Origin of the sequence: Streptomyces sp. NPDC058650 (assembly GCF_042717315.1) — a bacterium.
In the GTDB taxonomy this organism is placed as follows: Bacteria; Actinomycetota; Actinomycetes; order Streptomycetales; family Streptomycetaceae; genus Streptomyces.
Genome location: NZ_JBHXRL010000019.1, coordinates 13,880 through 32,971 on the forward strand (window position 1 = coordinate 13,880; position 19,092 = coordinate 32,971).

Annotated in this window: 20 protein-coding genes and 8 tRNA genes; 12 read left to right on the forward strand and 16 right to left on the reverse strand. The window is 73.4% G+C overall.

Going from position 1 to position 19,092, the window contains the following annotated elements; all coding sequences use genetic code 11:
• Window positions 1-108 precede the first annotated feature (108 nt).
• Entirely contained in the window at window positions 109-1,449 is a 1,341-nt protein-coding gene (locus tag ACFWWU_RS27965; RefSeq protein WP_384148985.1) for a hypothetical protein, read from the reverse strand.
• A complete protein-coding gene (locus tag ACFWWU_RS27970) occupies window positions 1,449-2,015 on the reverse strand; it encodes a DUF4365 domain-containing protein (protein ID WP_329624487.1) in 567 nt (188 codons plus the stop codon). Before ACFWWU_RS27970 ends, ACFWWU_RS27965 begins: the two co-directional genes overlap by 1 nt.
• Before the next feature lie 120 nt (window positions 2,016-2,135).
• Between ACFWWU_RS27970 and ACFWWU_RS27975 the strand changes: the two genes are divergently transcribed.
• Complete coding sequence (locus ACFWWU_RS27975; RefSeq protein WP_384148987.1) at window positions 2,136-2,864, forward strand: 3'-5' exonuclease; 729 nt, start codon at window positions 2,136-2,138, stop codon at window positions 2,862-2,864.
• A 73-nt stretch (window positions 2,865-2,937) separates the two neighbouring features.
• Here ACFWWU_RS27975 and ACFWWU_RS27980 read toward each other — a convergent pair.
• Together ACFWWU_RS27980 and ACFWWU_RS27985 are read right to left on the reverse strand one after the other, a co-directional pair.
• Window positions 2,938-3,009 (reverse strand) — tRNA-Val (locus ACFWWU_RS27980).
• 39 nt (window positions 3,010-3,048) lie between these two features.
• On the reverse strand, window positions 3,049-3,495 hold the full coding sequence (locus tag ACFWWU_RS27985; protein ID WP_384148989.1) for an SRPBCC family protein: 447 nt from the start codon (window positions 3,493-3,495) through the stop codon (window positions 3,049-3,051).
• Window positions 3,496-3,577: 82 nt separating this feature from the next.
• Here ACFWWU_RS27985 and ACFWWU_RS27990 point away from each other — a divergent pair, with 82 nt between their 5' ends.
• Window positions 3,578-6,118, forward strand: a complete 2,541-nt coding sequence (locus ACFWWU_RS27990; protein WP_384148991.1) for an SCO7613 C-terminal domain-containing membrane protein — start codon at window positions 3,578-3,580, stop codon at window positions 6,116-6,118.
• A 90-nt stretch (window positions 6,119-6,208) separates the two neighbouring features.
• Here the strand turns inward: ACFWWU_RS27990 and ACFWWU_RS27995 are convergent.
• Together ACFWWU_RS27995 and ACFWWU_RS28000 are read right to left on the reverse strand one after the other, a co-directional pair.
• Window positions 6,209-6,283, reverse strand: a tRNA-Val gene (locus tag ACFWWU_RS27995).
• A gap of 54 nt (window positions 6,284-6,337) precedes the next feature.
• Complete coding sequence (locus ACFWWU_RS28000) at window positions 6,338-6,760, reverse strand: TIGR02611 family protein (protein ID WP_384148993.1); 423 nt, start codon at window positions 6,758-6,760, stop codon at window positions 6,338-6,340.
• Window positions 6,761-6,950: 190 nt separating this feature from the next.
• Between ACFWWU_RS28000 and ACFWWU_RS28005 the strand changes: the two genes are divergently transcribed.
• Window positions 6,951-7,364, forward strand: coding sequence for an SsgA family sporulation/cell division regulator (locus tag ACFWWU_RS28005; protein WP_015032345.1), 414 nt, complete (start codon window positions 6,951-6,953; stop codon window positions 7,362-7,364).
• Between the two features lie 191 nt (window positions 7,365-7,555).
• Entirely contained in the window at window positions 7,556-8,113 is a 558-nt protein-coding gene (locus ACFWWU_RS28010) for a CGNR zinc finger domain-containing protein (RefSeq protein ID WP_384148995.1), read from the forward strand.
• Window positions 8,114-8,186: 73 nt separating this feature from the next.
• On the opposite strand, the gene ACFWWU_RS28015 is transcribed toward ACFWWU_RS28010, so the two are convergent.
• Complete coding sequence (locus ACFWWU_RS28015; protein WP_384148997.1) at window positions 8,187-8,369, reverse strand: hypothetical protein; 183 nt, start codon at window positions 8,367-8,369, stop codon at window positions 8,187-8,189.
• A gap of 109 nt (window positions 8,370-8,478) precedes the next feature.
• A complete protein-coding gene (locus ACFWWU_RS28020; protein WP_384148999.1) occupies window positions 8,479-8,928 on the reverse strand; it encodes a hypothetical protein in 450 nt (149 codons plus the stop codon).
• Window positions 8,929-9,039: 111 nt separating this feature from the next.
• Here ACFWWU_RS28020 and ACFWWU_RS28025 point away from each other — a divergent pair, with 111 nt between their 5' ends.
• Window positions 9,040-9,555, forward strand: a complete 516-nt coding sequence (locus tag ACFWWU_RS28025) for a DsbA family protein (protein WP_384149001.1) — start codon at window positions 9,040-9,042, stop codon at window positions 9,553-9,555.
• A gap of 7 nt (window positions 9,556-9,562) precedes the next feature.
• Here the strand turns inward: ACFWWU_RS28025 and ACFWWU_RS28030 are convergent, their stop codons facing one another.
• Genes ACFWWU_RS28030 through ACFWWU_RS28040 form a run of 3 tightly spaced genes read right to left on the reverse strand, consistent with a single transcriptional unit; the run spans window position 9,563 to window position 12,353 of the window.
• Window positions 9,563-10,402, reverse strand: coding sequence for a GNAT family N-acetyltransferase (locus ACFWWU_RS28030; RefSeq protein ID WP_384149003.1), 840 nt, complete (start codon window positions 10,400-10,402; stop codon window positions 9,563-9,565).
• 56 nt (window positions 10,403-10,458) lie between these two features.
• Window positions 10,459-11,289, reverse strand: coding sequence for an aminotransferase class IV (locus ACFWWU_RS28035; protein ID WP_384149004.1), 831 nt, complete (start codon window positions 11,287-11,289; stop codon window positions 10,459-10,461).
• Window positions 11,286-12,353 carry a chorismate-binding protein gene (locus ACFWWU_RS28040; protein WP_384149006.1) on the reverse strand — a complete coding sequence of 356 codons (1,068 nt, stop codon included), beginning with the start codon at window positions 12,351-12,353 and terminating at the stop codon, window positions 11,286-11,288. The genes ACFWWU_RS28035 and ACFWWU_RS28040 overlap by 4 nt, the downstream gene beginning before the upstream one ends.
• Before the next feature lie 244 nt (window positions 12,354-12,597).
• Between ACFWWU_RS28040 and ACFWWU_RS28045 the strand changes: the two genes are divergently transcribed.
• The 6 genes from ACFWWU_RS28045 to ACFWWU_RS28070 all read left to right on the forward strand — a co-directional run bounded on the left by ACFWWU_RS28045 (window position 12,598) and on the right by ACFWWU_RS28070 (window position 13,192).
• Window positions 12,598-12,670 (forward strand) — tRNA-Gly (locus ACFWWU_RS28045).
• 39 nt (window positions 12,671-12,709) lie between these two features.
• A tRNA-Cys gene (locus ACFWWU_RS28050) sits at window positions 12,710-12,783 on the forward strand.
• Between the two features lies 1 nt (window position 12,784).
• Window positions 12,785-12,856, forward strand: a tRNA-Val gene (locus tag ACFWWU_RS28055).
• Between the two features lie 34 nt (window positions 12,857-12,890).
• A tRNA-Val gene (locus ACFWWU_RS28060) sits at window positions 12,891-12,962 on the forward strand.
• A 41-nt stretch (window positions 12,963-13,003) separates the two neighbouring features.
• Window positions 13,004-13,075 (forward strand) — tRNA-Val (locus ACFWWU_RS28065).
• A gap of 42 nt (window positions 13,076-13,117) precedes the next feature.
• Window positions 13,118-13,192: transfer RNA gene (locus ACFWWU_RS28070), tRNA-Val, on the forward strand.
• Window positions 13,193-13,239: 47 nt separating this feature from the next.
• On the opposite strand, the gene ACFWWU_RS28075 is transcribed toward ACFWWU_RS28070, so the two are convergent.
• The 3 genes from ACFWWU_RS28075 to ACFWWU_RS28085 all read right to left on the reverse strand — a co-directional run bounded on the left by ACFWWU_RS28075 (window position 13,240) and on the right by ACFWWU_RS28085 (window position 14,976).
• Window positions 13,240-13,521: a zf-TFIIB domain-containing protein gene (locus ACFWWU_RS28075; protein ID WP_384149008.1), complete on the reverse strand. Its 282-nt coding sequence runs from the start codon at window positions 13,519-13,521 to the stop codon at window positions 13,240-13,242.
• 47 nt (window positions 13,522-13,568) lie between these two features.
• Window positions 13,569-14,501, reverse strand: a complete 933-nt coding sequence (locus ACFWWU_RS28080) for a phosphotransferase (RefSeq protein WP_384149214.1) — start codon at window positions 14,499-14,501, stop codon at window positions 13,569-13,571.
• Between the two features lie 307 nt (window positions 14,502-14,808).
• Entirely contained in the window at window positions 14,809-14,976 is a 168-nt protein-coding gene (locus tag ACFWWU_RS28085; protein ID WP_024758747.1) for a hypothetical protein, read from the reverse strand.
• Window positions 14,977-15,536: 560 nt separating this feature from the next.
• Here ACFWWU_RS28085 and ACFWWU_RS28090 point away from each other — a divergent pair.
• Window positions 15,537-16,721, forward strand: coding sequence for a serine/threonine-protein kinase (locus ACFWWU_RS28090; protein ID WP_329624474.1), 1,185 nt, complete (start codon window positions 15,537-15,539; stop codon window positions 16,719-16,721).
• Between the two features lie 120 nt (window positions 16,722-16,841).
• Here ACFWWU_RS28090 and ACFWWU_RS28095 read toward each other — a convergent pair whose 3' ends face one another.
• Together ACFWWU_RS28095 and cobA are read right to left on the reverse strand one after the other, a co-directional pair.
• Window positions 16,842-17,660 carry a TrmH family RNA methyltransferase gene (locus tag ACFWWU_RS28095; protein WP_384149010.1) on the reverse strand — a complete coding sequence of 273 codons (819 nt, stop codon included), beginning with the start codon at window positions 17,658-17,660 and terminating at the stop codon, window positions 16,842-16,844.
• 75 nt (window positions 17,661-17,735) lie between these two features.
• On the reverse strand, window positions 17,736-18,977 hold the full coding sequence (gene cobA, locus ACFWWU_RS28100) for a uroporphyrinogen-III C-methyltransferase (RefSeq protein ID WP_384149012.1): 1,242 nt from the start codon (window positions 18,975-18,977) through the stop codon (window positions 17,736-17,738).
• Window positions 18,978-19,092: the final 115 nt, after the last annotated feature.

Sequence of the window (19,092 nt, forward strand, 5' to 3'; positions counted from 1 at the left end):
CCTCCCTCGTTCCCCGGGGGCTCCGCGCGTCGGCCCTGTTCCCCCCGGCGCCCCTTCGGCTCGGTCGCCGGTCCCGCAGGCGGGCGTACTCGAACGCCGAACCGGCGGTCACCCCTCGTCCGGGCCGCACGCCTCCTCGAAGAAGTCGAGGTTCTCGTGGAGCGACTTCATCAGCCGGTCCCGTTCCGCCTCGTCGACCTGGACGGGGACGACCCCGGTGGCGTCGGTCAGGCGCCGGAAGCCGCCCCGGCTCTCCAGGCGGCCCACGACCCTGATGGGCAGCCCGACGAGATGGGCGTGGACGGCGGTGCGGTACGCCTCTTCCCCGAGCGTGACGCGGACGTGCGGGACCTCGGCCCCGCCGAGCACCCGCAGCCGGACGGTGCCGTCGCCGCGCGCCCCCGAGCGGCGCATGCGGACGACGGCCCCGGTGATGCGTACCGGCATGGAGGGCTCGTCGGTCAGATAGCGGGCGCTCGCCTCGCGCAGGGCGGGCAGGTCACCGGGCGAGAACTCGACGGGTTCGGGGCGGGCGGCGCACCCCTCGGGCGCTCCGGCGGCCGGGGCCCATTCGAGGGCGACCCTGGCTCCTTCCGTGCCCCGGACCAGGGCGACGAGGGCCTCGGTGAGCTCGCGGCTGACGCCCGCCTCGACGGCGGCGTCGAAGGCCTCCATGCCGCCGGTGGCCCGCTGGTAGTCGGTGGCCTCCCGGGCCGCGTAGAGCGCGTGGTAGAGCCGGACGGCGATGGGGCGGCCCGGTTCGACCGGCAGGAAGGCGGTCAGGCCGCGTCCGCCGGGGGCGGCGCCCACGACGACGGTCTCCAGGGAGGCCTGGGCGGGCCGGCGGTGGCGGGCGCCGTGGTACCCCGCTCGTCCGCGCACGGCGAGGGCGCCCGCGAGGAGCAGCTGGCGGGCCGCCGACCTGAGCTGTTCCTGCACGGTCCACGGGACCGTGCCGGCCGGGCCCGGCGGTACGTCGCGCCACCAGCGGATCTCGTCGCTGGGGACGGAGAGGCCGGTGAGGACCTCGCGCGCGGAGGGCGTGCCGCTGTGGGCGAGGGCGGCGAGCGCCTCGCCGAGCAGGTCCTCGCAGTCGGGGAAGGCCCGGCTCTCCGGGACGAGCAGGCTCGTGCCGCCCCTTCCCGTCCCGCCGCCGGGGCCTCCGGGCGGGGTCCAGCGGCTGTAGCGCCCGGCCGCCCCGCCGCGCCGCCGCCAGCCGTGGCGGGCGAGGAGGGCGCCAAGGACGCGCGGGTCGACCCGGGCGGGGTCGGGCGGTCCCTGTGTGTCGGCCCAGGGTCCCGCGGGCGGTGCGGGGATCCCGGTCCAGGGCCCGGGGGTGTCGCCGGGCGCCGGATGGGGCCGGTAGGGCGGCGGTACGGAGCCGGAACCGCCGCCGCCCTCACCACCGGCTCCGTACCCGCCGTCCGGGTCACCGATCGGTCGGTGCATCAAGGTCTCCCTCCCACGCCGACCCGGGTCATGATCTCGCAGAGCGCCCGGTCGTCGAAGATCCGCGCCGTCGGGATGCGCACCGTGGTCCGGCGACGTCCCGTGACCGGGTGTCCGGCCAGGTTGATCCAGTAGCAGCAGTGCCGCAGGTCGAGCCGGTCGTGGCTCGCCCTCAGCCAGTCCTCCTGCGTCCTCGGGACGATCATCACGACCAGGATCTTGTGCACGGACACGGGCGTCCGGGCGAGCTTCACCAGGTGGTCGTTGTCGAGCGTGAACGAGAAGGAGTTGCCCGGCGGGTGCGGCGGAATCTGGTAGGTGCACTTGAGCTGCACCTTGATGGTCACTTCGTCGTCGACGGTGTGCGCGGGAGAGCCGTGGCTGACGTGCCAGTCGATGCCGTTGTCCGGAAAGGGCTGGGACAGTGAACAGCCGGCCGCCGCGGCGACCGCGTGGAGGTAGCCCACCTGGAGGGTCTCCATGCAGGCGGTGGTGGCGAGTGAGCCGCGCGTCGATGCTGCCCGCTGAGGCGGCAGCCCTCCCGACTCGGGCTGGGCGAGCGCCATGTCGATGTCCTTCCCCGTCCCTGGTGTTGTGACCGGTCCGCGTACGGCGCAAACAGTCCGGGTATCACCGTTTCGGGCAGGGGGTTGGCCATCTGCCGCTGGGGTGCGAGGAGTTCGGGGATGACGACGCACTGGTACGAAGGTCCCATGGCCGCTTTCGACACGGAGACCACGGGAGTCGACGTCGAGGAGGACCGGATCGTCTCGGCCGCCCTCGTCGTGCAGGACACGGCCGGGGCGCGTCCGCGGGTGACGCGCTGGCTGGTCAATCCGGGCATATCCGTGCCGGAGGAGGCCACGGCCGTACACGGACTGACGGACGATCACCTCCAGCGGAACGGCCGGTGGCCGGCTCCGGTGATGGAGGAGCTGGCACGGGCGCTCGCCGAGCAGATCGCCTCGGGGCGGCCGCTCGTGGTGATGAACGCGCCGTTCGACCTGACGATCCTGGACCGGGAACTGCGCCGGCACCGGGCGTCGTCGCTGGGCAACTACCTGGCGAGTTCGCCGCTGTGCGTGCTCGACCCGCGGGTCCTGGACAAGCACCTGGACCGGTACCGCAAGGGCCGTCGCACGCTCACCGACCTCTGCGCGCACTACGAGGTGGAGCTGGCCGGGGCGCACGACGCGGCGGCGGACGCGACCGCGGCCCTGGATGTCGTACGGGCGGTGGCGCGGCGCTTCTCGTCCCGTCTCGAGCGGCTGACCCCGGCGGAGCTGCACACGCTCCAGGCGGTGTGGCACGCGGCCCAGGCGCGCGGGCTCCAGGCGTGGTTCACGCGACAGGGCACACCGGAGACGGTGGACCCGGCCTGGCCGCTGCGGCCTGAACTGCGCACGGCGGCCTGACACATGGGCCGGACCGACGCGTCCGCCGCATGACAAAGGCCGGTCCGTCTTTCGACGGACCGGCCTTTCCCGGTGGGCGATACTGGGATCGAACCAGTGACCCCTTCGGTGTGAACGAAGTGCTCTCCCGCTGAGCTAATCGCCCGGGAACGGGTTGAACCATACAGGCCCGTACGGGTTTCGTTCAAACCGCGCGCAGACGGGCGGCGAGTCCACGCCTCCCTCCCCGCATCATCAGCGCGTGATTGGCCCGGAAGACGGGCCGTCCCGGGACGGCGAGGGCCCGCAGGAGCCGGGCGCGGACCTCCACCTCCTGCTCGTACACGGCGCGGGTGCCGGCCCCTTCCGCCACGAGGGTCCAGCGGGCCCACCCCTCCAGGTCCCCGCCGAGGCCGACCTCCAGGATCCGGGCGTCGGGGTCGCGGCGCAGCGAGCGGGCGGTGACGACGATCTCGTACCGGAGGAGGGAGCGGAAGCGGGCGGTGGCGGTGGTGTCGTCGAGGAGGACGACCTCGCGGACCTGGGGCCACCAGCGGGGGTACTCCTCGGCGCGTTCGAGTACGGCGTAGACGGCGTCGGGCGGCGCGGCGAGCCGCCAGACGCTCCGGAAGCGGTACCGGCACCAGTCCATGGCTTCAGTGTGGGGTACTCAGGCCGGGATCTGAGTACGGTGACGCATTCCCAGCGCGTGTGGCCGGGGCCACACTCCGGTTATGGACACTTCCCTGCCGCCCGCGGACGAGCTGGCGCTCGTCGACCGCGAGCTGGCGCAACTCGACGCGCGCCGGGCCCAGTTGCTGGCCCGCCGGGCCTGGCTGATCCGGGCACTGTACGCCCCGGTCCCGGCGGCGCCGCCGCCGTGGCCGGGGAGCAGGGCGGTCACGGACTCGACCCCGCGGAGCGCGCAGAACGTGCTGCTGACGCTCGGCGGGACGCTCCTGACGATCGCCGCGGTCGCCTTCACCCTGGTGAGCTGGGGTTCGATGGGGATCGGCGGCCGCGCGGCGGTGCTGTTCGTGGTGACCTCAGCGGCCCTGGCCGCGCCGGTGGCGCTGCTGCGGAAGGGTCTGGTCTCGACGGCCGAGTCGGTGGCGGCGCTGGGCCTCGTCCTGATGGTCCTCGACGCGTACGCGCTGCACCGGGTGGCGCTCGCGGCGACCGACGGCCTGGGCTACACGGCGGTGGCGTCCGCGGTCCTCGCGGGTGCGTGGACGGCGTACGGCTCGGCGCTGCCCCGGCTGCGGATCCCGCTGCCGGTGGCCGTCGTCGCGGCCCAGCTGCCGCTGCCGCTGGGCGTGCTCGCGGCCGGGGGCGGGCCGACGGCCTTCGCCTGGGCTGCGCTGGTCACGGTCGCGGCGGACGTGGCGGTGGTGCTGTGGACCCGCCCGATGGCGGTCCGGATCACGGCGGCCACCGGGGCGACGGCGCTGGGCGGCTGGTCGCTCCTGACGGGCGCTTGGCTCTCCCTGTCCGCGCCGTGGAGCGGCGCGCCGCTCCTCCTGGCGGGCGCGGCCCTGGCGCTGTACGTGGCCTGGCGCCGGCCTTCGCTCGCGGCGGCGGCCTCGGCGCTCGCGGGCCTGTCGGCGGTGGCGGCCCTCGGCGGCCTCCTCCGGGCGGCGCTTCCGGCGGACTGGACGGTCCCGGGGTACGTGCTGTGCGGCCTCGCCCTGGCGTCGCTGTGGCGCGCGGGCGGGCCGCTCCTCGGCGCGGCCTCCGTGCCGGCGCCCGGGACGGACGCCGGCGCGACCGGCGCGGATGCCACGGTCCGGGCGGCCACGCCCTCGTGGCTGCCGCGTGGCGTCCGGCTCGGGCTGGCCGGCGCCGGTGCCGGGGTCATGGCACTCGGCGCGCTGTGGGCGCTGCCGCCCGTGGCCGTGGGGCTGCTGGGACCGGTGGCCCGGACGACGGACGTGTGGTCCGGCGAGCACGCCGAGCGGGCCCTGACCTCGTACCCCGCGACCGCCGCCCTGGTCCTCCTGGTGGTCGCCGCCGCGCTCGCGGCGGTCCCCCGGCTCTGGGCCCGCTGCGGCGCGCTCGCGGTGGTCTGGGCGCTGCTCACGGCCCTGCCCGTCGCCCTGGACCTGCCGTACGCGGCGACACTCGTCCTCCAGCTCCTCACCACGGCGGCCGCCCTCTGGATCGCCGTCCGCCCCGGCCCGCTCCCGCGCGGACTGCGGCGGGGCGAGGCGCCGACCACGAAGGCCGTGCCGCCGCCCTCCGGTCCCGGGACCCCCTGGGGCACCTGGGCGCCCCTGCGGCCCCAGGCGCAGGCGACCGTCCTGGAGCCCCGTACCGCGCTCGGCTGGTGCGCGTACGCCGGCGGGCTCGCGTCCGCCGTGAGCGCGGTCGCGTCGGCGCTGGACGTCCGCGAAGCCACCTTCGCCTCGCTGGGGGTGCTGCTCGGCCTCTTCGCGGGCGTCGCCGTGCTCGGGGAGGGCGCGCGCCGGGCGGTCTCCGCCTGCGTCGCCGTCCTCACGGCGACGGGGCTCGTCCTGGCGGTGGCGGCCGCGGCCGCGTTCGAGGACCAGTGGACGGCACTGGCACTGCTCCTGGTCCCGGCGGCCACCGCGGCGCTTGCCGCCCGGACGCGTACGGGCCCGGTGACCCTGACGGTCGAGATCACCGGCGCGTCCGTGGGGCTGCTCGCCCTGGGGATCGCCGCGTCCCGGCCCGCCTTCCTCGCCCTCACGCTGGCCGTCGGCGGGCTGATCGCGGCGGCGACGGCGATCCGGCCGGAGCGGCGGGGGTTCGCCTCGTGGACGGCGGCGGCCCTGTTCCTGCTCGCCACCTGGGTCCGGCTCGTGGTCTCGGACGTGACGACCCCGGAGGCGTACACGCTGCCGGTGACCGTGCCCGCGCTGGCCGTCGGGTTCCTGCGGCGGCGCCGGGACCCGGAGGCCTCGTCCTGGACGGCGTACGGGCCCGGTCTCGCGGCGACGCTGCTGCCGAGCCTCGTCGCGGCCTGGGTGGACCCGGACTGGGTGCGCCCGCTGCTCCTGGGGGTCGCGGCGCTCGTCGTGACGCTGCTCGGCGCACGCTTCCGGCTCCAGGCGCTGCTCGTGCTCGGCGGTGGGGTGCTGGCCCTGGACGGGCTGCACGAGCTGGCCCCGTACGTCGTGCAGGCGGTGGGCGCGCTGCCGCGCTGGCTGCCGCCGGCCCTCGCCGGGCTCCTGCTGCTCGCGGTGGGCGCCACGTACGAGCAGCGGCTGCGGGATGCCCGGCGGCTGCGGGAGCGGCTGGGTCGGATGCGGTGACACGCCGTAGGACACCGAATACGCCGAAGGCCCGGAGACATACGCCGAAGGCCCGGAGACGGTGTTCCGTCTCCGGGCCTTCGGGCCGGGTGGTGGGCGATACTGGGTTCGAACCAGTGACCCCTTCGGTGTGAACGAAGTGCTCTCCCACTGAGCTAATCGCCCGGGCGCACCGCAAACATTACCCCATGTCAGCGGGGCTCCCGAACCGCCCGAAGGTCACTCGTCGATCTTCCACGGCATGACGAAGCCGAACTTCCAGAGGTAGAAGCCGAGCAGGACGCCGATGATCACCAGGCCGACGGTGGTGAGGATGATGTTCCTGCGACGGACCTTGGGATCGAGGGCGCGCTGGGCGGCCTCGGTGACCTTCCGCTTGGTCCAGCGGAGCACGAGCTGTGCCCAGACGAACTCGGTCGCCCAGATCGCCATGCCGCCGAAGATGACCAGCCAGCCGGGCCCGGGCAGGGGCAGCATCACGATGCCCGCGCCGACCACGGCCAGTCCCACGACGAAGACACCGACCTGCCAGCTCAGATGCAGACCTCGTCGGGACTTGATGAACTCCGGTGCGCGGGATCCCAATTCGGCTTCCTGGCCGGCTGCGGAATCCCCTGTGTGCTCGTCACTCTCCGCATTCATACTCCCCAACTTACCGGACGCGAGGGGCCTACCGGTATGGCGGTATTACCCCAAGTTACATACGGCCATCCGAGCTACCTGAACGATCACAAAACCGACAGAGGGGTTTACAACGGCACTGGAGGTGGCATGTCGATTTCGCCGACGTGCGAATCCCCGAGCGCACACTGAGCGAAAGGCCCTGGCGCTTATGAACACCACGGTCAGCTGCGAGCTGCACCTGCGCCTCGTTGTGTCGAGCGAGTCCTCACTGCCTGTACCCGCGGGCCTGCGGTATGACACGGCCGATCCGTATGCCGTGCACGCCACCTTCCACACCGGAGCCGAAGAGACGGTCGAGTGGGTCTTCGCCCGCGACCTTCTCGCCGAGGGGCTGCACCGGCCCACCGGCACGGGCGACGTCCGCGTCTGGCCATCCCGTAGTCACGGCCAGGGAGTCGTCTGCATCGCGTTGAGCTCACCCGAGGGAGAAGCCCTGCTCGAGGCCCCGGCGAGGGCCCTGGAGTCGTTCCTGAAGCGGACCGACGCCGCCGTGCCACCGGGCACCGAGCACCGGCACTTCGATCTCGATACGGAGCTCTCCCACATCCTGGCGGACAGCTGAGCCAGGCCGAGAGCCGCACGGCGCCGTCCGACTCGGGGCGACGGCGCCGCGTGGGCAGTCACATAGGCACGACGACGGCGTTCCCCACCGCGCAGCCGGCGCGGTGGTGGGCGCCGTTGTCCCTTTCCCGGCCGCGCTAGAGTCAGCGCCATTCCGTGGGCGCCCGCCCGCGGCCGGCCAGGGAGCGAATCGTGCTGATCCCCCACGACACCCGGATCGCCCTCGACACCGTCGTCGATCTGATGAACACGGCCCCCCAGGGCGACCGCCCCGACGAGCTCGCGGATCTCGAAGGGCTGCGGACCTTCGTACGGGCACACAAGATCAGCGACGTGGGCGAGCTCGGGCCCGGCGACCTGAAAGCCGTCCGCGCGGTCCGCGAGAAGTTCGCCGCGGTGTTCTCGGCCCCCGCACCCCGGATCGCGGCCCCGCTGATCAACCAGCTGGTGGCGGCGGCGGGCACCACCCCGCAGCTCACCGACCACGACGGCTACGACCTGCACGTGCACTACTTCGCGCCGGGCGCCTCGGTGGCGGACCACCTCGGCGCCGACTGCGGCATGGCCCTCGCGTTCATCGTCGTGGCGGGCGAGCAGGAGCGGCTGCGCCGCTGCGAGGCACCGGACTGCGGCCGGGCCTTCGTCGACCTGTCCCGGAACCGCTCGCGCCGCTACTGCGACAGCCGCACTTGCGGCAACCGCCTGCACGTGGCCGCGTACCGGGCGCGCCGCAAGGAAGCGGCGGGCTGACAGCCGGACCCTCTCCCCGCGCACCGGGTCCCCCTGCGAGGGGTCACGGCATGAAGAGCCAGAGCACGAAGACTCACAGCACGAAGAGATCGTGCACGGCGGCCGTCAGCAGCAGACAGCCGATCACCGCGAGGAAGATCATCAGCGGCGGCTGGGAGAGCGCGAACAGACAACCGCGCGCTTCCTCCGCGGGCAGGTCGACGGGTCCGGCGGCATCGGGGGTGGCGGGGACGGGCTCCCGCGAGGTATCCAGCATCTCGGGGGGATGATGACGCACGCCGCGCCCGGGAACCCGCAACACGCCTCACCGCAGGGGCTGTTCACCCCTTCCCGTGGATCACGGGAAGGGGAATCGCCAGAAGTGATCAGATTCCGTGCTTCTTCAGAATCGCCTCGATGTCGCTGAAGTCCTCCCCGGCGGACCGGCCGGCCTGCGGCTTCGGCGCCACGGAGCGCGAGGGCGAGGAAGCGGCCGGCGCCACGGCACGCGGCTCCGCTCCCCCGGTGGTCTCCTTACGGCCGCCCCGGCGCCGCTCGATGGCCCGCGTGGACGAGAAGAGCAGCCAGGCGGCACCGAGCACGCCGAAGCCTGCCCAGGCCACCGGGCTGAAGGCCGTGTCGGCGAGCCATTCCACGGCACCGGTCATCACGAGACCCAGCGGCACCAGCGAGTAGGCGGCGATCCGGGCGGCGGACAGGAAGCGCTTCCGGTACGCCGTGATCGCGGCGATGCCCAGGCCCGCCGCGGCCGCCGCGGAGCAAATGGTCTCGGCGATCATGCGATCCTCCAGGTCCGGGTGATACGTCCCTTCCATCCTGCACCGCCGAGGGCGCCCGGGGCCATGTCCCGGGGCCGTTCTCAGGGAGATCTCGGGGTCACGGCGGCCGGATCTCCTCCCCAGGGGCTGGTGAGGGACACTGCTGCCATGAGCGACTCCACCACCGCACCCGCCTCCCCCGTCGTCCTGGAGGCCTGGTTCGACCTCCAGTGCCCCGACTGCTTCGTGGCCCTCGACGACGTCCGCGCGCTGCGCGAGACGTACGGCGACCGCCTCGACGTACAGCTGCGCCACTTCCCGCTGGCGAAGCACAAGCACGCCTACGCCGCCGCCCAGGCCGCCGAGGAGGCCGTCGAGCAGGGCAAGGGCTGGCCGTACGTGGAGGCACTGCTGGCCAGGACCGCCGAACTCGGCGACCGGGGCGAGCCGGTGCTCCTGGAGGTGGCGGCCGAACTGGAACTGGACGCCGAGGAGTTCGACACCGCCCTGATCGACGGCCGGCACCTGCTGACCGTCGACGCGGACGAGGCCGAGGGGAAGGCGATCAAGGTCACCGGCACCCCGACGTACGTGATCGGCGGCGAGCGCCTCGACGGCGGCCAGAGCCAGGACGGCCTGCGGCAGCGCGTCGAGGAGATCGCCGACCGGCTCCTGAAGGGCTGACCACCCCCTACAGGAGCACCTTGGCGCTGTTCACGTAGGTCGTGCGGTAGCCGAGGGACTCGTAGAGCCGGATGGCCGGGGTGTTGCCCGCGAAGACGTGGAGTCCGAGCAGTTCCTCCCCGGCCTCCCGCGCGACCCGCTCGGCGAGCAGCATGAGGGCCCGGCCGTAGCCGCGGCCGCGCTGCTCCTCCGCGACCTCGATGTCGTACACGAAGGCGGCCCACCGTCCCGGTTCGAGCTCGATGCGGCCGGTCCACAGGAAGCCGGCGGGCCGCCCGTCCCCGACGACCACGTGGATCGCGACGCCAGGGGTGGCCAGGCCCTGCGGGAGGTACCGGCGGTGGCTGTCGTCGGCCTTGGCGCGGGCCTGGTCCTCGGGGACGCCGCGGTCGATCCAGCTCTGCGCGAAGCCCTCCCTGGCCCGCGCCTCCCACTCGGTGAACTCGCTCCCGGTCATGGGCCGGACCTCGACGCCCTCCGGCAGGGCCGGCGGCTCGGCGGCCAGCTCCTTGACCATGTTCCGGCTGCGCTCGCCATAGCCCAGCGAGCGGGCCATCCGCAGCGCCGCCGCCGCGTCGGCGGGCACCGATATCTGCACCTCGACGCAGCCCCAGCTCCGCAGCACCTCCTCGGAGGCGAGCGCGGCGACCGTGCCACGGCCCCGCCGCCGGTCCGGCTCGTCGACCCGGAGCCCCTGGATCACGCCCGAGGCGGCGCCGAAGCCCGGATCGGTCGAGAGACGGACGGAGCCGACGCGGCGACTGTTCACGCACACGTCGTAGGTACGGGAACGGCCGCCGTCGGGCGTCTGCTGAAGCGGCCCGGCCGGCCGCAGGGTGGTGGTCATCATGGGTGTTCTACCCACCCCTGGGCCGTCCGTCATCCCGATTTACACGAGGCGGCTCACGCGAGGCGCGGGTCCCGGTCCTGGGCCGCGCGCTCGTCGAAGATCCGCATGGCCTTGGCGGTGACCGGCCCGGGGGCGCCGGTGAGCGCGCGCCCGTCGACGCGGTGCACGGCCTGCACGTCGCGGAGGGTCGAGGTCAGGAAGATCTCCTCGGCGCTCTCCAGCACGTCCAGCGGCAGATCGGTCTCCTCGGCGCCGGTCCACCGCACGGCGAGGGCCCGGGTGATGCCCGCCAGGCAGCCGGAGGAGACGGGCGGGGTGTGGATCGCGCCGTCGAGCACGACGAAGACATTGGAGCCGGTGCCCTCGCAGAGCCGCCCCAGGGTGTTGCCGAAGAGCGCCTCGGAGGCGCCCTGCTCGCGCGCCCTGGCGAGGGCGACGACGTTCTCCGCGTACGAGGTGGTCTTCAGGCCGGCGAGGGCGCTGCGCTCGTTACGGGTCCAGGGCACGGTGATCACCGCGGTGGCATCGGCGCGACGCACGGTCTCGCCGAGGCCGACGACGAGGCTGCCGCCGGCGTCGCCGCGCTCCGAGCCGAGCGGCGAGAGACCGCCGGTGTACGTGATGCGCAGCCGGCCGAGCTCCATCGGGTTGGCCGCGAGGACGGCGGCGCAGGCGCGGCGGACCTCGTCGAGATCCGGGTCGGGCAGGCCGAGTCCGCGGGCGGAGCGGGTGAGGCGGTCCAGGTGGAGCGTGAGAGCAAACGTTTCTCCACGCTCGGCCTTGACCGTCTCGAAGACGCCGTCGCCGACGGTCAGCCCGTGGTCCAGTACGGAGACCAGGGCGGTCTCCGCGTCGTGCAGTCCGCCGTTGACCCAGAGTTTCATCGAGAGATGGCCTTTCCGCTCGCCTCGTAGGCGTCCGACTCGTAGGCGCCCGACGCTATCGCGACCAGCCGGGACGCCTTCAGCTCGGTCTCCTCCCACTCGCGCTCCGGGTCGGAACCCCAGGTGATCCCGGCGCCGGTGCCGAAGCGGAGCACGCCCTCGGGGCGGTCGATCCAGAAGGTGCGTATGCCGACGGCCAGCTCGGCCGTGTCCGCGTCGGCGTCGACCCAGCCGATTCCTCCGCAGTACGGGCCGCGGGGGGCGGTCTCCAGGGCCTCGATGATCCGCAGGGCGCTGGACTTGGGCGCGCCGGTGACGGAGCCGGGCGGGAAGGTCGCGGAGAGGAGCTCGGGCCAGCCCGCGTCCTCGCGCAGGAGGCCGGTGACCGTGGAGACCAGGTGGACGAGGCCGGGGTGCTCCTCGACCGCGCAGAGGGCGGGGACGGCGACGGAGCCGGTCTCGCTGACGCGTCCCAGGTCGTTGCGGACCAGGTCGACGATCATCACGTTCTCGGCATGGTCCTTGGGGAGGAGGTCGGCGGCGGTGCGGCCGGTGCCCTTGATGGGACCCGAGGTGATCAGGGCCCCTTCGCGACGGAGGTACAGCTCGGGGGAAGCGGTGGCGATCTCCACACCGTGGGCGGGGAGGCGGATCGTTCCGGCGTAGGGCGCCGGGTTGCCCCGGGCGAGCAGCGCGGTCAGGGCGTCGACGTCGGCGGCGGCCGGGTCCGGCAGCGGCGCGGTCAGCACCCGGCAGAGGTTCGCCTGGTAGACCTCGCCGCGCGCGATGTGCTCGCGCACGCGCCGGACGCCCGCGGTGTACGCGTCGCGGTCGAGCGAGGACGTCCAGTCACCGGCCCCCGGTCCTCGCCAGGCTCCCGGCACGGGCGTGGGCACCGGGTCGGGCCGCACGTCGCCGAAGCGGGCGCAGGTCAGGCGGCCTTCGAAGTCCGCGCAGACGGCCCAGAAGCCGGTGGAGTCCAGGGCCTCGGGGTCATGGGTGACGTCCCGGAGATCGGTCGCGACGAGGCCGCCGAAGCGGGCCAGAGGAGCAAAGTCGTGCACGCATCGAGTCTAGGTCGGGTGGACCGGGTCCCCTGTTCGCGTGTACGGGTCCGGGCACGCCGGGGCTGCGCGCCACTCGGGCGACACGGCGAGTGAACGCCACGCGAACCCTCCGGGGCGCCGCGACGGGCACCCCGATCGGCGCGCAGGTCAGCACGCTGCGGAAACGCGTTTTTGTACTGGCCCAGGAATCCGCTAGAGTTCAACACGTCGCCGGGACGCGCAAGCGGAACGGAAACGACAAGCGGACGTGGCTCAGTTGGTAGAGCATCACCTTGCCAAGGTGAGGGTCGCGAGTTCGAATCTCGTCGTCCGCTCGATGTGGGGGATCTTCCCGAACCCCTGTTATCACTCCTGGTGGAGTGGCCGAGAGGCGAGGCAACGGCCTGCAAAGCCGTCTACACGGGTTCAAATCCCGTCTCCACCTCCAAGGACGATTAGCTCAGCGGGAGAGCACTTCCCTGACACGGAAGGGGTCACTGGTTCAATCCCAGTATCGTCCACTGGACCCTCGGGTCCTGGATCTCCGGATCCCCCGCGCGATTAGCTCAGCGGGAGAGCGCTTCCCTGACACGGAAGAGGTCACTGGTTCAATCCCAGTATCGCGCACACAGCACCCCGGCACGTCGATCACGACGCGTGCACCACACGCGCGATTAGCTCAGCGGGAGAGCGCTTCCCTGACACGGAAGAGGTCACTGGTTCAATCCCAGTATCGCGCACGCAGTACGGAGTATCTTCGGATACGACGTGTGTACCATCCCGCGCGATTAGCTCAGCGGGAGAGCGCTTCCCTGACACGGAAGAGGTCACTGGTTCAATCCCAGTATCGCGCACCACCTGAAGAAGCCCCCGGCCGCATCTCGCGCCGGGGGCTTCTTCGTGTTCAGGAGGAGAAGAGCATCCGGCCGAACCCGCGCTGGCGGTAGTGACCGCCGTGGTGACCGCCCTGGTGCGGGGCTCCCCAGGCGGGGGCCGCGGGGGCGGGCTGCGCCGGGTAGGCCTGCGGGGCCGGCGGCGCCTGCTGGGCCCACTGGGACTCCAGGCGAGTCAGGGCCTCCAGCTCGCCGAAGTCCAGGAATATCCCGCGGCAGCCGCTGCACTGCTCGATCTGGACGCCGTTGCGGTTGTACGTGTGCATGGCCGCATGGCACTTGGGACACTGCATGCTCGGCTCAACTCCCTGACATTGCCGATCGAATGGTGCCTTTCACTTTACGTGGACGCCGAAGCGGCCGAATCGGTTCGGTGTCCCGCTATCCGCGCACAGGTGTCGATCATCACGCCCTCCACCTCGTCGAGCGGACGGCGCTCGGCCGCGGACTTGGCGAGGGCCAGAGCCGCCGTCTGGACCGTCAGGGCCCGGGCCGGGACGTCGAGTTGGACCCACGGATCGGCGCCGACGGCCGGACCGGACGCCGCCTGGTACGCGCCGAGGAAACGGGACCACACCTCCGGCGGCAGGATGCCGGCGGCGAACCAGGCGGCGGGGCGGGCCAGATCCCACGCGGGATCGCCGAGGCCGAGGTCGTCGACGTCGATGAGCCGCCAGGGTCCGTTCCCGACCGACCGGGGCTCACGCACCAGTTGACCGAGGTGGAAGTCGCCGTGGCAGAGCAGCCGGGGGCCCGACCCGACGGCGTCGGGGATCGTCCGCCAGGCGCCCAGCACGGTGGCGGCGGCCGGGTGGTCCGGCGCCGTCCGGCGCATCCGGTCCACGGCGAGCGACACCTTGAGCGGGGCCCGCATCTCCGGGAGCTTCGGGGTCAAGGCCGGCGGGGGCGGCGTGCGGTGGAGCAGCGCGAGGAGCCGCGCCGCGTCCTCCCAGGGGGCGGCGTCCGGGTCGTCCGGGGCGACGGGCGGCCCGTACGGCCAGACGGTGACGGGACGGCCTTCGAGTGCGGCGCCGCCTCCCTGCGACGGGACCGGGAGCGGAAGCGGCGGCAGGAGGATGCCGTCGACGTCGGGGTGCCCGGCGAGCGCCAGCCTGGCGCGGTGCGCCTCGGGGTCGGTGTCGGGGGCGTGCGCCTTGGCGACGAGCGGCCCGTGGCGTACGACGGTCCCGTCGTCCCGGTCGGCGAGCACCCCGACGAGGTCGCTCGCGCAGCGGCACGGCTCACCGGGGCTGTGAGCGGCCGCACGCGCCACGGCGGCGAGCCGGTCGCGGAGGTCGAGCTCGTCGAGCCTCGCGGGCGGCGTCGGGGTGGGTGCGGCGGTGGCCGGTGAGGGCGCGGCGGGCGGTGAAGGTCGTGAGGGCTGGGCGGCGGGGTCCACGCGGGGAGCGTACGCGCCGCACCCCGTGCGACGGCCGTGGGGACCGGGTTCCGGGAAGCGCGAAGGCCGGTCAGCTCCCCAGCTGACCGGCCTCACGCTGCCGTCCGCCACACCCCCGTCCCCACGGGGTTGATGGCCGGATGTCCCTGACCCGGGCCGCTCTCCCTGGTCCGGGCGCTGTTCAGCGCCCCAACATCACGCCCACGGACGACGCCTGTGTGACCACTGCTTCCCAGCCGCCGAAGACGACCACGAGCAGGGCCGCGAGAGGGAGGACCATGGCCGTGGCCACCAAGGGGTGACGACGGCCCGAAGGGCTGGTGGTCGACCGCGGTGCCGTGTACGCCATGGTTCCTCTCCTGTCGTGTCTGGCGCGGCGGGTACGTGACCTCGGGGGACGAGTGCTGCACCCGCCGCTGACAACAACACTAGGCAGCGGGGGACCTCCGGACGTCATGCCCGCGTACCGACTTGCGGGCCTCCCGGAGGATGACGCCCGGCCGCGCGGAGTACTCCCCTGGGTGGAGACGGGGGTCCGGAAGTGGGGGTCTTCCCGGAGGGGTCGGCCCGTCCGGTGGCCGCCGCGGCCGGCGACGGAGGTGCCGCCCGGCGGGCTCCGGCGGGTGCCCGGCAGGTCACCGGGCGTGACATCGCTCACGTCGCCGCGGCTTGTCCGGATCTTCGGGTCCCGGGCCTCGGGGAGGCGCCCTCCGGGCCATGCCGGGACTCTCGCGACCCTCCGTCAAGTGATCGGCTGCGAAGGGGGGTTGAGGCGGCGGCCGGGTTCGCGCTCTGTCTCGGCGTCCCCCTCAGCACTGACAATCGATCCCGGTGCGAGGGCGCGGCCTATGAGCGCGTTCGGGCGCCACTACGTAAGCTGTGCCACGTCGAACGGACGAGGGGACGGACATGGCGATGATGCGGCTCCGGCGCGAGGATCCGCGGATCGTCGGGTCGTTCCGGCTCCACCGCAGGCTGGGTGCCGGCGGGATGGGGGTCGTGTACCTCGGGTCCGACCGGCGCGGTCAGCGCGTGGCGCTCAAGGTGATCCGGCCGGACCTGGCCGAGGACCAGGAGTTCCGGTCCCGCTTCGCCCGCGAGGTCTCCGCTGCCCGGCGGATCCGCGGCGGCTGTACGGCCCGGCTGGTCGCCGCCGACCTGGAGGCCGAGCGCCCCTGGTTCGCCACCCAGTACGTGCCCGGCCCCTCGCTGCACGACCGGGTCGCCGAGGAGGGCGGCCTGCGCGCCGCCGACGTGGCCTCCATCGGGGCCGCGCTCTCGGAGGGCCTCGTCGCCGTCCACGAGGCCGGCGTCGTCCACCGCGACCTGAAGCCCTCGAACATCCTGCTCTCCCCCAAGGGACCCCGGATCATCGACTTCGGGATCGCCTGGGCCACCGGAGCCAGCACGCTCACCCACGTGGGGACGGCCGTGGGCTCGCCCGGCTTCCTCGCCCCGGAGCAGGTGCGCGGCGCGGCCGTCACCCCCGCCACGGACGTGTTCTCGCTCGGCGCCACCCTCGCGTACGCGGCGATGGCCGACTCCCCCTTCGGGCACGGGAGTTCGGAGGTCATGCTCTACCGGGTCGTGCACGAGGAACCGCAGCTGCACGGCGTCCCCGACGCGCTCGCCCCGTTGATCCGGGCCTGTCTGGCGAAGGACCCGGAGGAACGTCCCAGCACGCTCCAGCTGTCGATGCGGCTCAAGGAGATCGCCGCCCGCGAGGCGCAGGGCCTGCCGGTCTCGCGTCCGCCCGTTCAGCGGGAGCGGGCCGAGGAGCGGAACACCGCCCGGCCGACCGAGCGGTACACGGAGCGGGACACCCGCGGTCACGGTCCCGAGCGGGACGCGGAGCGCGAGCAGCGGGGGCAGGCGCGGGGCACGGGCCCCGCCTCACGGCCCTCCGCCGGGCCGCGGACCGGCGGCTCCCGGGCCCCCCAGTCACGTCCCGGCACCCGGCCGGGCGCCCGCTCGACGTCGACGGGACGCCGTCCCGCCAACCCCCGCCTGCTGCGCCAGCGGCTCTTCGTCTTCGTCGTCGTGACACTGGTCGTGGCCCTGGGCATCGCCGCCGCGCAGGCCTTGCAGGGCTAGGGCGTACCCGGCGGATCAGGGTCGGATGTGCCCTGGAACGGCGGAGAGCCGACCGGAGGTCGTCTGACCTCGGTCGGCTCTTCGGTGCCGGAGGTCGTCTGACCTCGGTCGGCTTTCCTGTCAGGACTCCGGGCGGCCCGTCGCCACCGCGTAGAACGCGACCGCCGCCGCCGCGCCCACGTTGAGCGAGTCGACTCCGTGGGCCATGGGGATCCGGACCCATTCGTCGGCCGCGCGCAGTGCCTGCGTGGAGAGGCCGTCGCCCTCCGCTCCGAGCATCAGCGCCACCCGCTGCAGCCGGTGCGGGGCCGCCTCGTCGATCGACGTCGCCTTCTCCGCCGGGGTCAGCGCCAGGAGCTTGAACCCCGCTTCCCGTACCGCCTCCAGGCCCCGCGGCCAGGTGTCCAGACGGGCGTACGGGACGGAGAAGACCGCGCCCATCGAGACCTTGACGGAGCGTCGGTAGAGCGGGTCCGCGCAGTCCGGGGAGAGCAGGACGGCGTCCATGCCCAGGGCGGCGGCACTGCGGAAGATCGCACCGATGTTGGTGTGGTCGTTGACCGACTCCATGATCACCACCCGGCGGGCGCCGGCGAGCAGCTCCGTCGCGTCCGGGAGCGGCTTGCGCTGCATCGAGGCGAGCGCGCCGCGGTGCACGTGGTATCCGGTGACGCGTTCGGCGAGGTCCGGCTGGACCGCGTACACCGGCGCCGGGACCTCGTCGATGACGTCGCGCATGACGTCGACCCACTTGGCGGAGAGCAGCATCGACCGCATCTCGTACCCCGCCTGCCTGGCGCGGCGGATGACCTTCTCGCCCTCCGCGATGAACAGGCCCTCGGCGGGCTCGCGTCTGCGCCGGAGCTCGACGTCGGTCAGGCCGGTGTAGTCGCGCAGGCGCGGGTCGTCGGGGTCGTCGATCGTGATGAGTTCGGCCACGGGGTGATACTGCCTTGTCCGGGGTGTGGTGCCAATGGTGTGCGACGGGTGGTGACAGGTTTCAGTTACCCCTGGTCACTTCACCAGCTTGCCGGGACCCTCGGTGACGACGTCACCGATGACGATGACCGCCGGCGGGCGGACCTCCTCGGCCTTGACGGTCTCGGCGACCGTCGCGAGCGTGGCGTCCACCCGGCGCTGGGCCGCCGTGGTGCCCTCCTGGACGAGCGCCAGCGGCGTGTCCGGGGCCTTGCCGTGGGCGATGAGCGCCTCGGCGATCTTCCCGATCTTGTCGACGCCCATGAGGATCACCAGGGTGCCGGTGAGCTTGGCGAGCGAGGCCCAGTCGACGAGGGAGCGCGGGTCGTCCGGGGCGACGTGCCCGCTGACCACGGTGAACTCGTGGGCCACGCCCCGGTGGGTGACCGGGATGCCGGCCGCGCCCGGGACCGAGATCGAGCTGGAGATGCCGGGGACGACCGTGCAGGCGATGCCTTCGACGGCGAGCGCCTGGGCCTCTTCCATGCCTCGGCCGAAGACGAAGGGGTCGCCGCCCTTGAGGCGGACGACCGACTTTCCGGCCTTCGCGTGCTCGATCAGCGCGTTGTTGATGGCCTCCTGGGCCATGAAGCGCCCGTACGGGATCTTCGCCGCGTCGATCACCTCGACGTGCGGGGGCAGTTCGTCGAGGAGGTCACGGGGGCCGAGCCGGTCGGCGATGACCACGTCGGCCTCGGCGAGCAGCCGGCGTCCGCGGACGGTGATGAGGTCCGGGTCGCCCGGGCCGCCGCCGACCAGGGCGACGAAGGGGGTACGGGAGCGGTGTGCGGGGGCGGCGAGGGAGCCGTCGCGGAGGCCCTCGACGATCGCGTCGCGCACGGCGGCGGAGCGGCGGGGGTCGTGGCCGGTGAGCACGGCGACGGTGATGCCGGCGTCGCGGCCGGTGGCCGGGGTCCAGGCGGTGGCCGCCTCGGCGTCGTCGGAGCGCACGCACCAGGTGCGGGTCCGCTCGGCCTCGGCGGAGGCCGCTGCGTTGGCGGTCGCGTCGGTGGTGGCCACCAGCGCGTACCAGGTGTCGGCGAGGTCACCGTCCTCGTACCGCCGCTTCACCCAGGTGATCTCGCCCGCCTCGGCCATCGCCTCCACGGAGGGGGTCGCGGAGGGGGAGATCAGCGTGATGTCGGCGCCCGCGGCGATCAGCGCGGGCAGGCGGCGCTGGGCTACCTGGCCGCCGCCGAGAACGACGACGCGTCGGCTCGCTAGACGCAGACCGACGGGGTAGGCGGGGTGCGTCGCGTTCTCGGTGTGCTCGGCCATGGGTGAGCGGCTCCTCGGAGAGGCTGTGCGTGTGCGGGCCGCTGCTGCGGTGAAGCGGCTGGTGGGGTGGGGGGTGGGAACCTCCCCGGCGCCCCACGATATCCGGGGTGAGGGG

What these genes read in the sequence shown, in the direction of transcription:
- ACFWWU_RS27965 (WP_384148985.1), bottom strand. Translation starts at nt 1,449, where the DNA reads ATGCACCGACCGATCGGTGACCCGGACGGCGGGTACGGAGCCGGTGGT.
- ACFWWU_RS27970 (WP_329624487.1), bottom strand. Translation starts at nt 2,015, where the DNA reads ATGGCGCTCGCCCAGCCCGAGTCGGGAGGGCTGCCGCCTCAGCGGGCA.
- ACFWWU_RS27975 (WP_384148987.1), top strand. Translation starts at nt 2,136, where the DNA reads ATGACGACGCACTGGTACGAAGGTCCCATGGCCGCTTTCGACACGGAG.
- ACFWWU_RS27985 (WP_384148989.1), bottom strand. Translation starts at nt 3,495, where the DNA reads ATGGACTGGTGCCGGTACCGCTTCCGGAGCGTCTGGCGGCTCGCCGCG.
- ACFWWU_RS27990 (WP_384148991.1), top strand. Translation starts at nt 3,578, where the DNA reads ATGGACACTTCCCTGCCGCCCGCGGACGAGCTGGCGCTCGTCGACCGC.
- ACFWWU_RS28000 (WP_384148993.1), bottom strand. Translation starts at nt 6,760, where the DNA reads ATGAATGCGGAGAGTGACGAGCACACAGGGGATTCCGCAGCCGGCCAG.
- ACFWWU_RS28005 (WP_015032345.1), top strand. Translation starts at nt 6,951, where the DNA reads ATGAACACCACGGTCAGCTGCGAGCTGCACCTGCGCCTCGTTGTGTCG.
- ACFWWU_RS28015 (WP_384148997.1), bottom strand. Translation starts at nt 8,369, where the DNA reads ATGCTGGATACCTCGCGGGAGCCCGTCCCCGCCACCCCCGATGCCGCC.
- ACFWWU_RS28020 (WP_384148999.1), bottom strand. Translation starts at nt 8,928, where the DNA reads ATGGAAGGGACGTATCACCCGGACCTGGAGGATCGCATGATCGCCGAG.
- ACFWWU_RS28025 (WP_384149001.1), top strand. Translation starts at nt 9,040, where the DNA reads ATGAGCGACTCCACCACCGCACCCGCCTCCCCCGTCGTCCTGGAGGCC.
- ACFWWU_RS28030 (WP_384149003.1), bottom strand. Translation starts at nt 10,402, where the DNA reads ATGACCACCACCCTGCGGCCGGCCGGGCCGCTTCAGCAGACGCCCGAC.
- ACFWWU_RS28035 (WP_384149004.1), bottom strand. Translation starts at nt 11,289, where the DNA reads ATGAAACTCTGGGTCAACGGCGGACTGCACGACGCGGAGACCGCCCTG.
- ACFWWU_RS28075 (WP_384149008.1), bottom strand. Translation starts at nt 13,521, where the DNA reads ATGCAGTGTCCCAAGTGCCATGCGGCCATGCACACGTACAACCGCAAC.
- ACFWWU_RS28085 (WP_024758747.1), bottom strand. Translation starts at nt 14,976, where the DNA reads ATGGCGTACACGGCACCGCGGTCGACCACCAGCCCTTCGGGCCGTCGT.
- ACFWWU_RS28090 (WP_329624474.1), top strand. Translation starts at nt 15,537, where the DNA reads ATGGCGATGATGCGGCTCCGGCGCGAGGATCCGCGGATCGTCGGGTCG.
- cobA (WP_384149012.1), bottom strand. Translation starts at nt 18,977, where the DNA reads ATGGCCGAGCACACCGAGAACGCGACGCACCCCGCCTACCCCGTCGGT.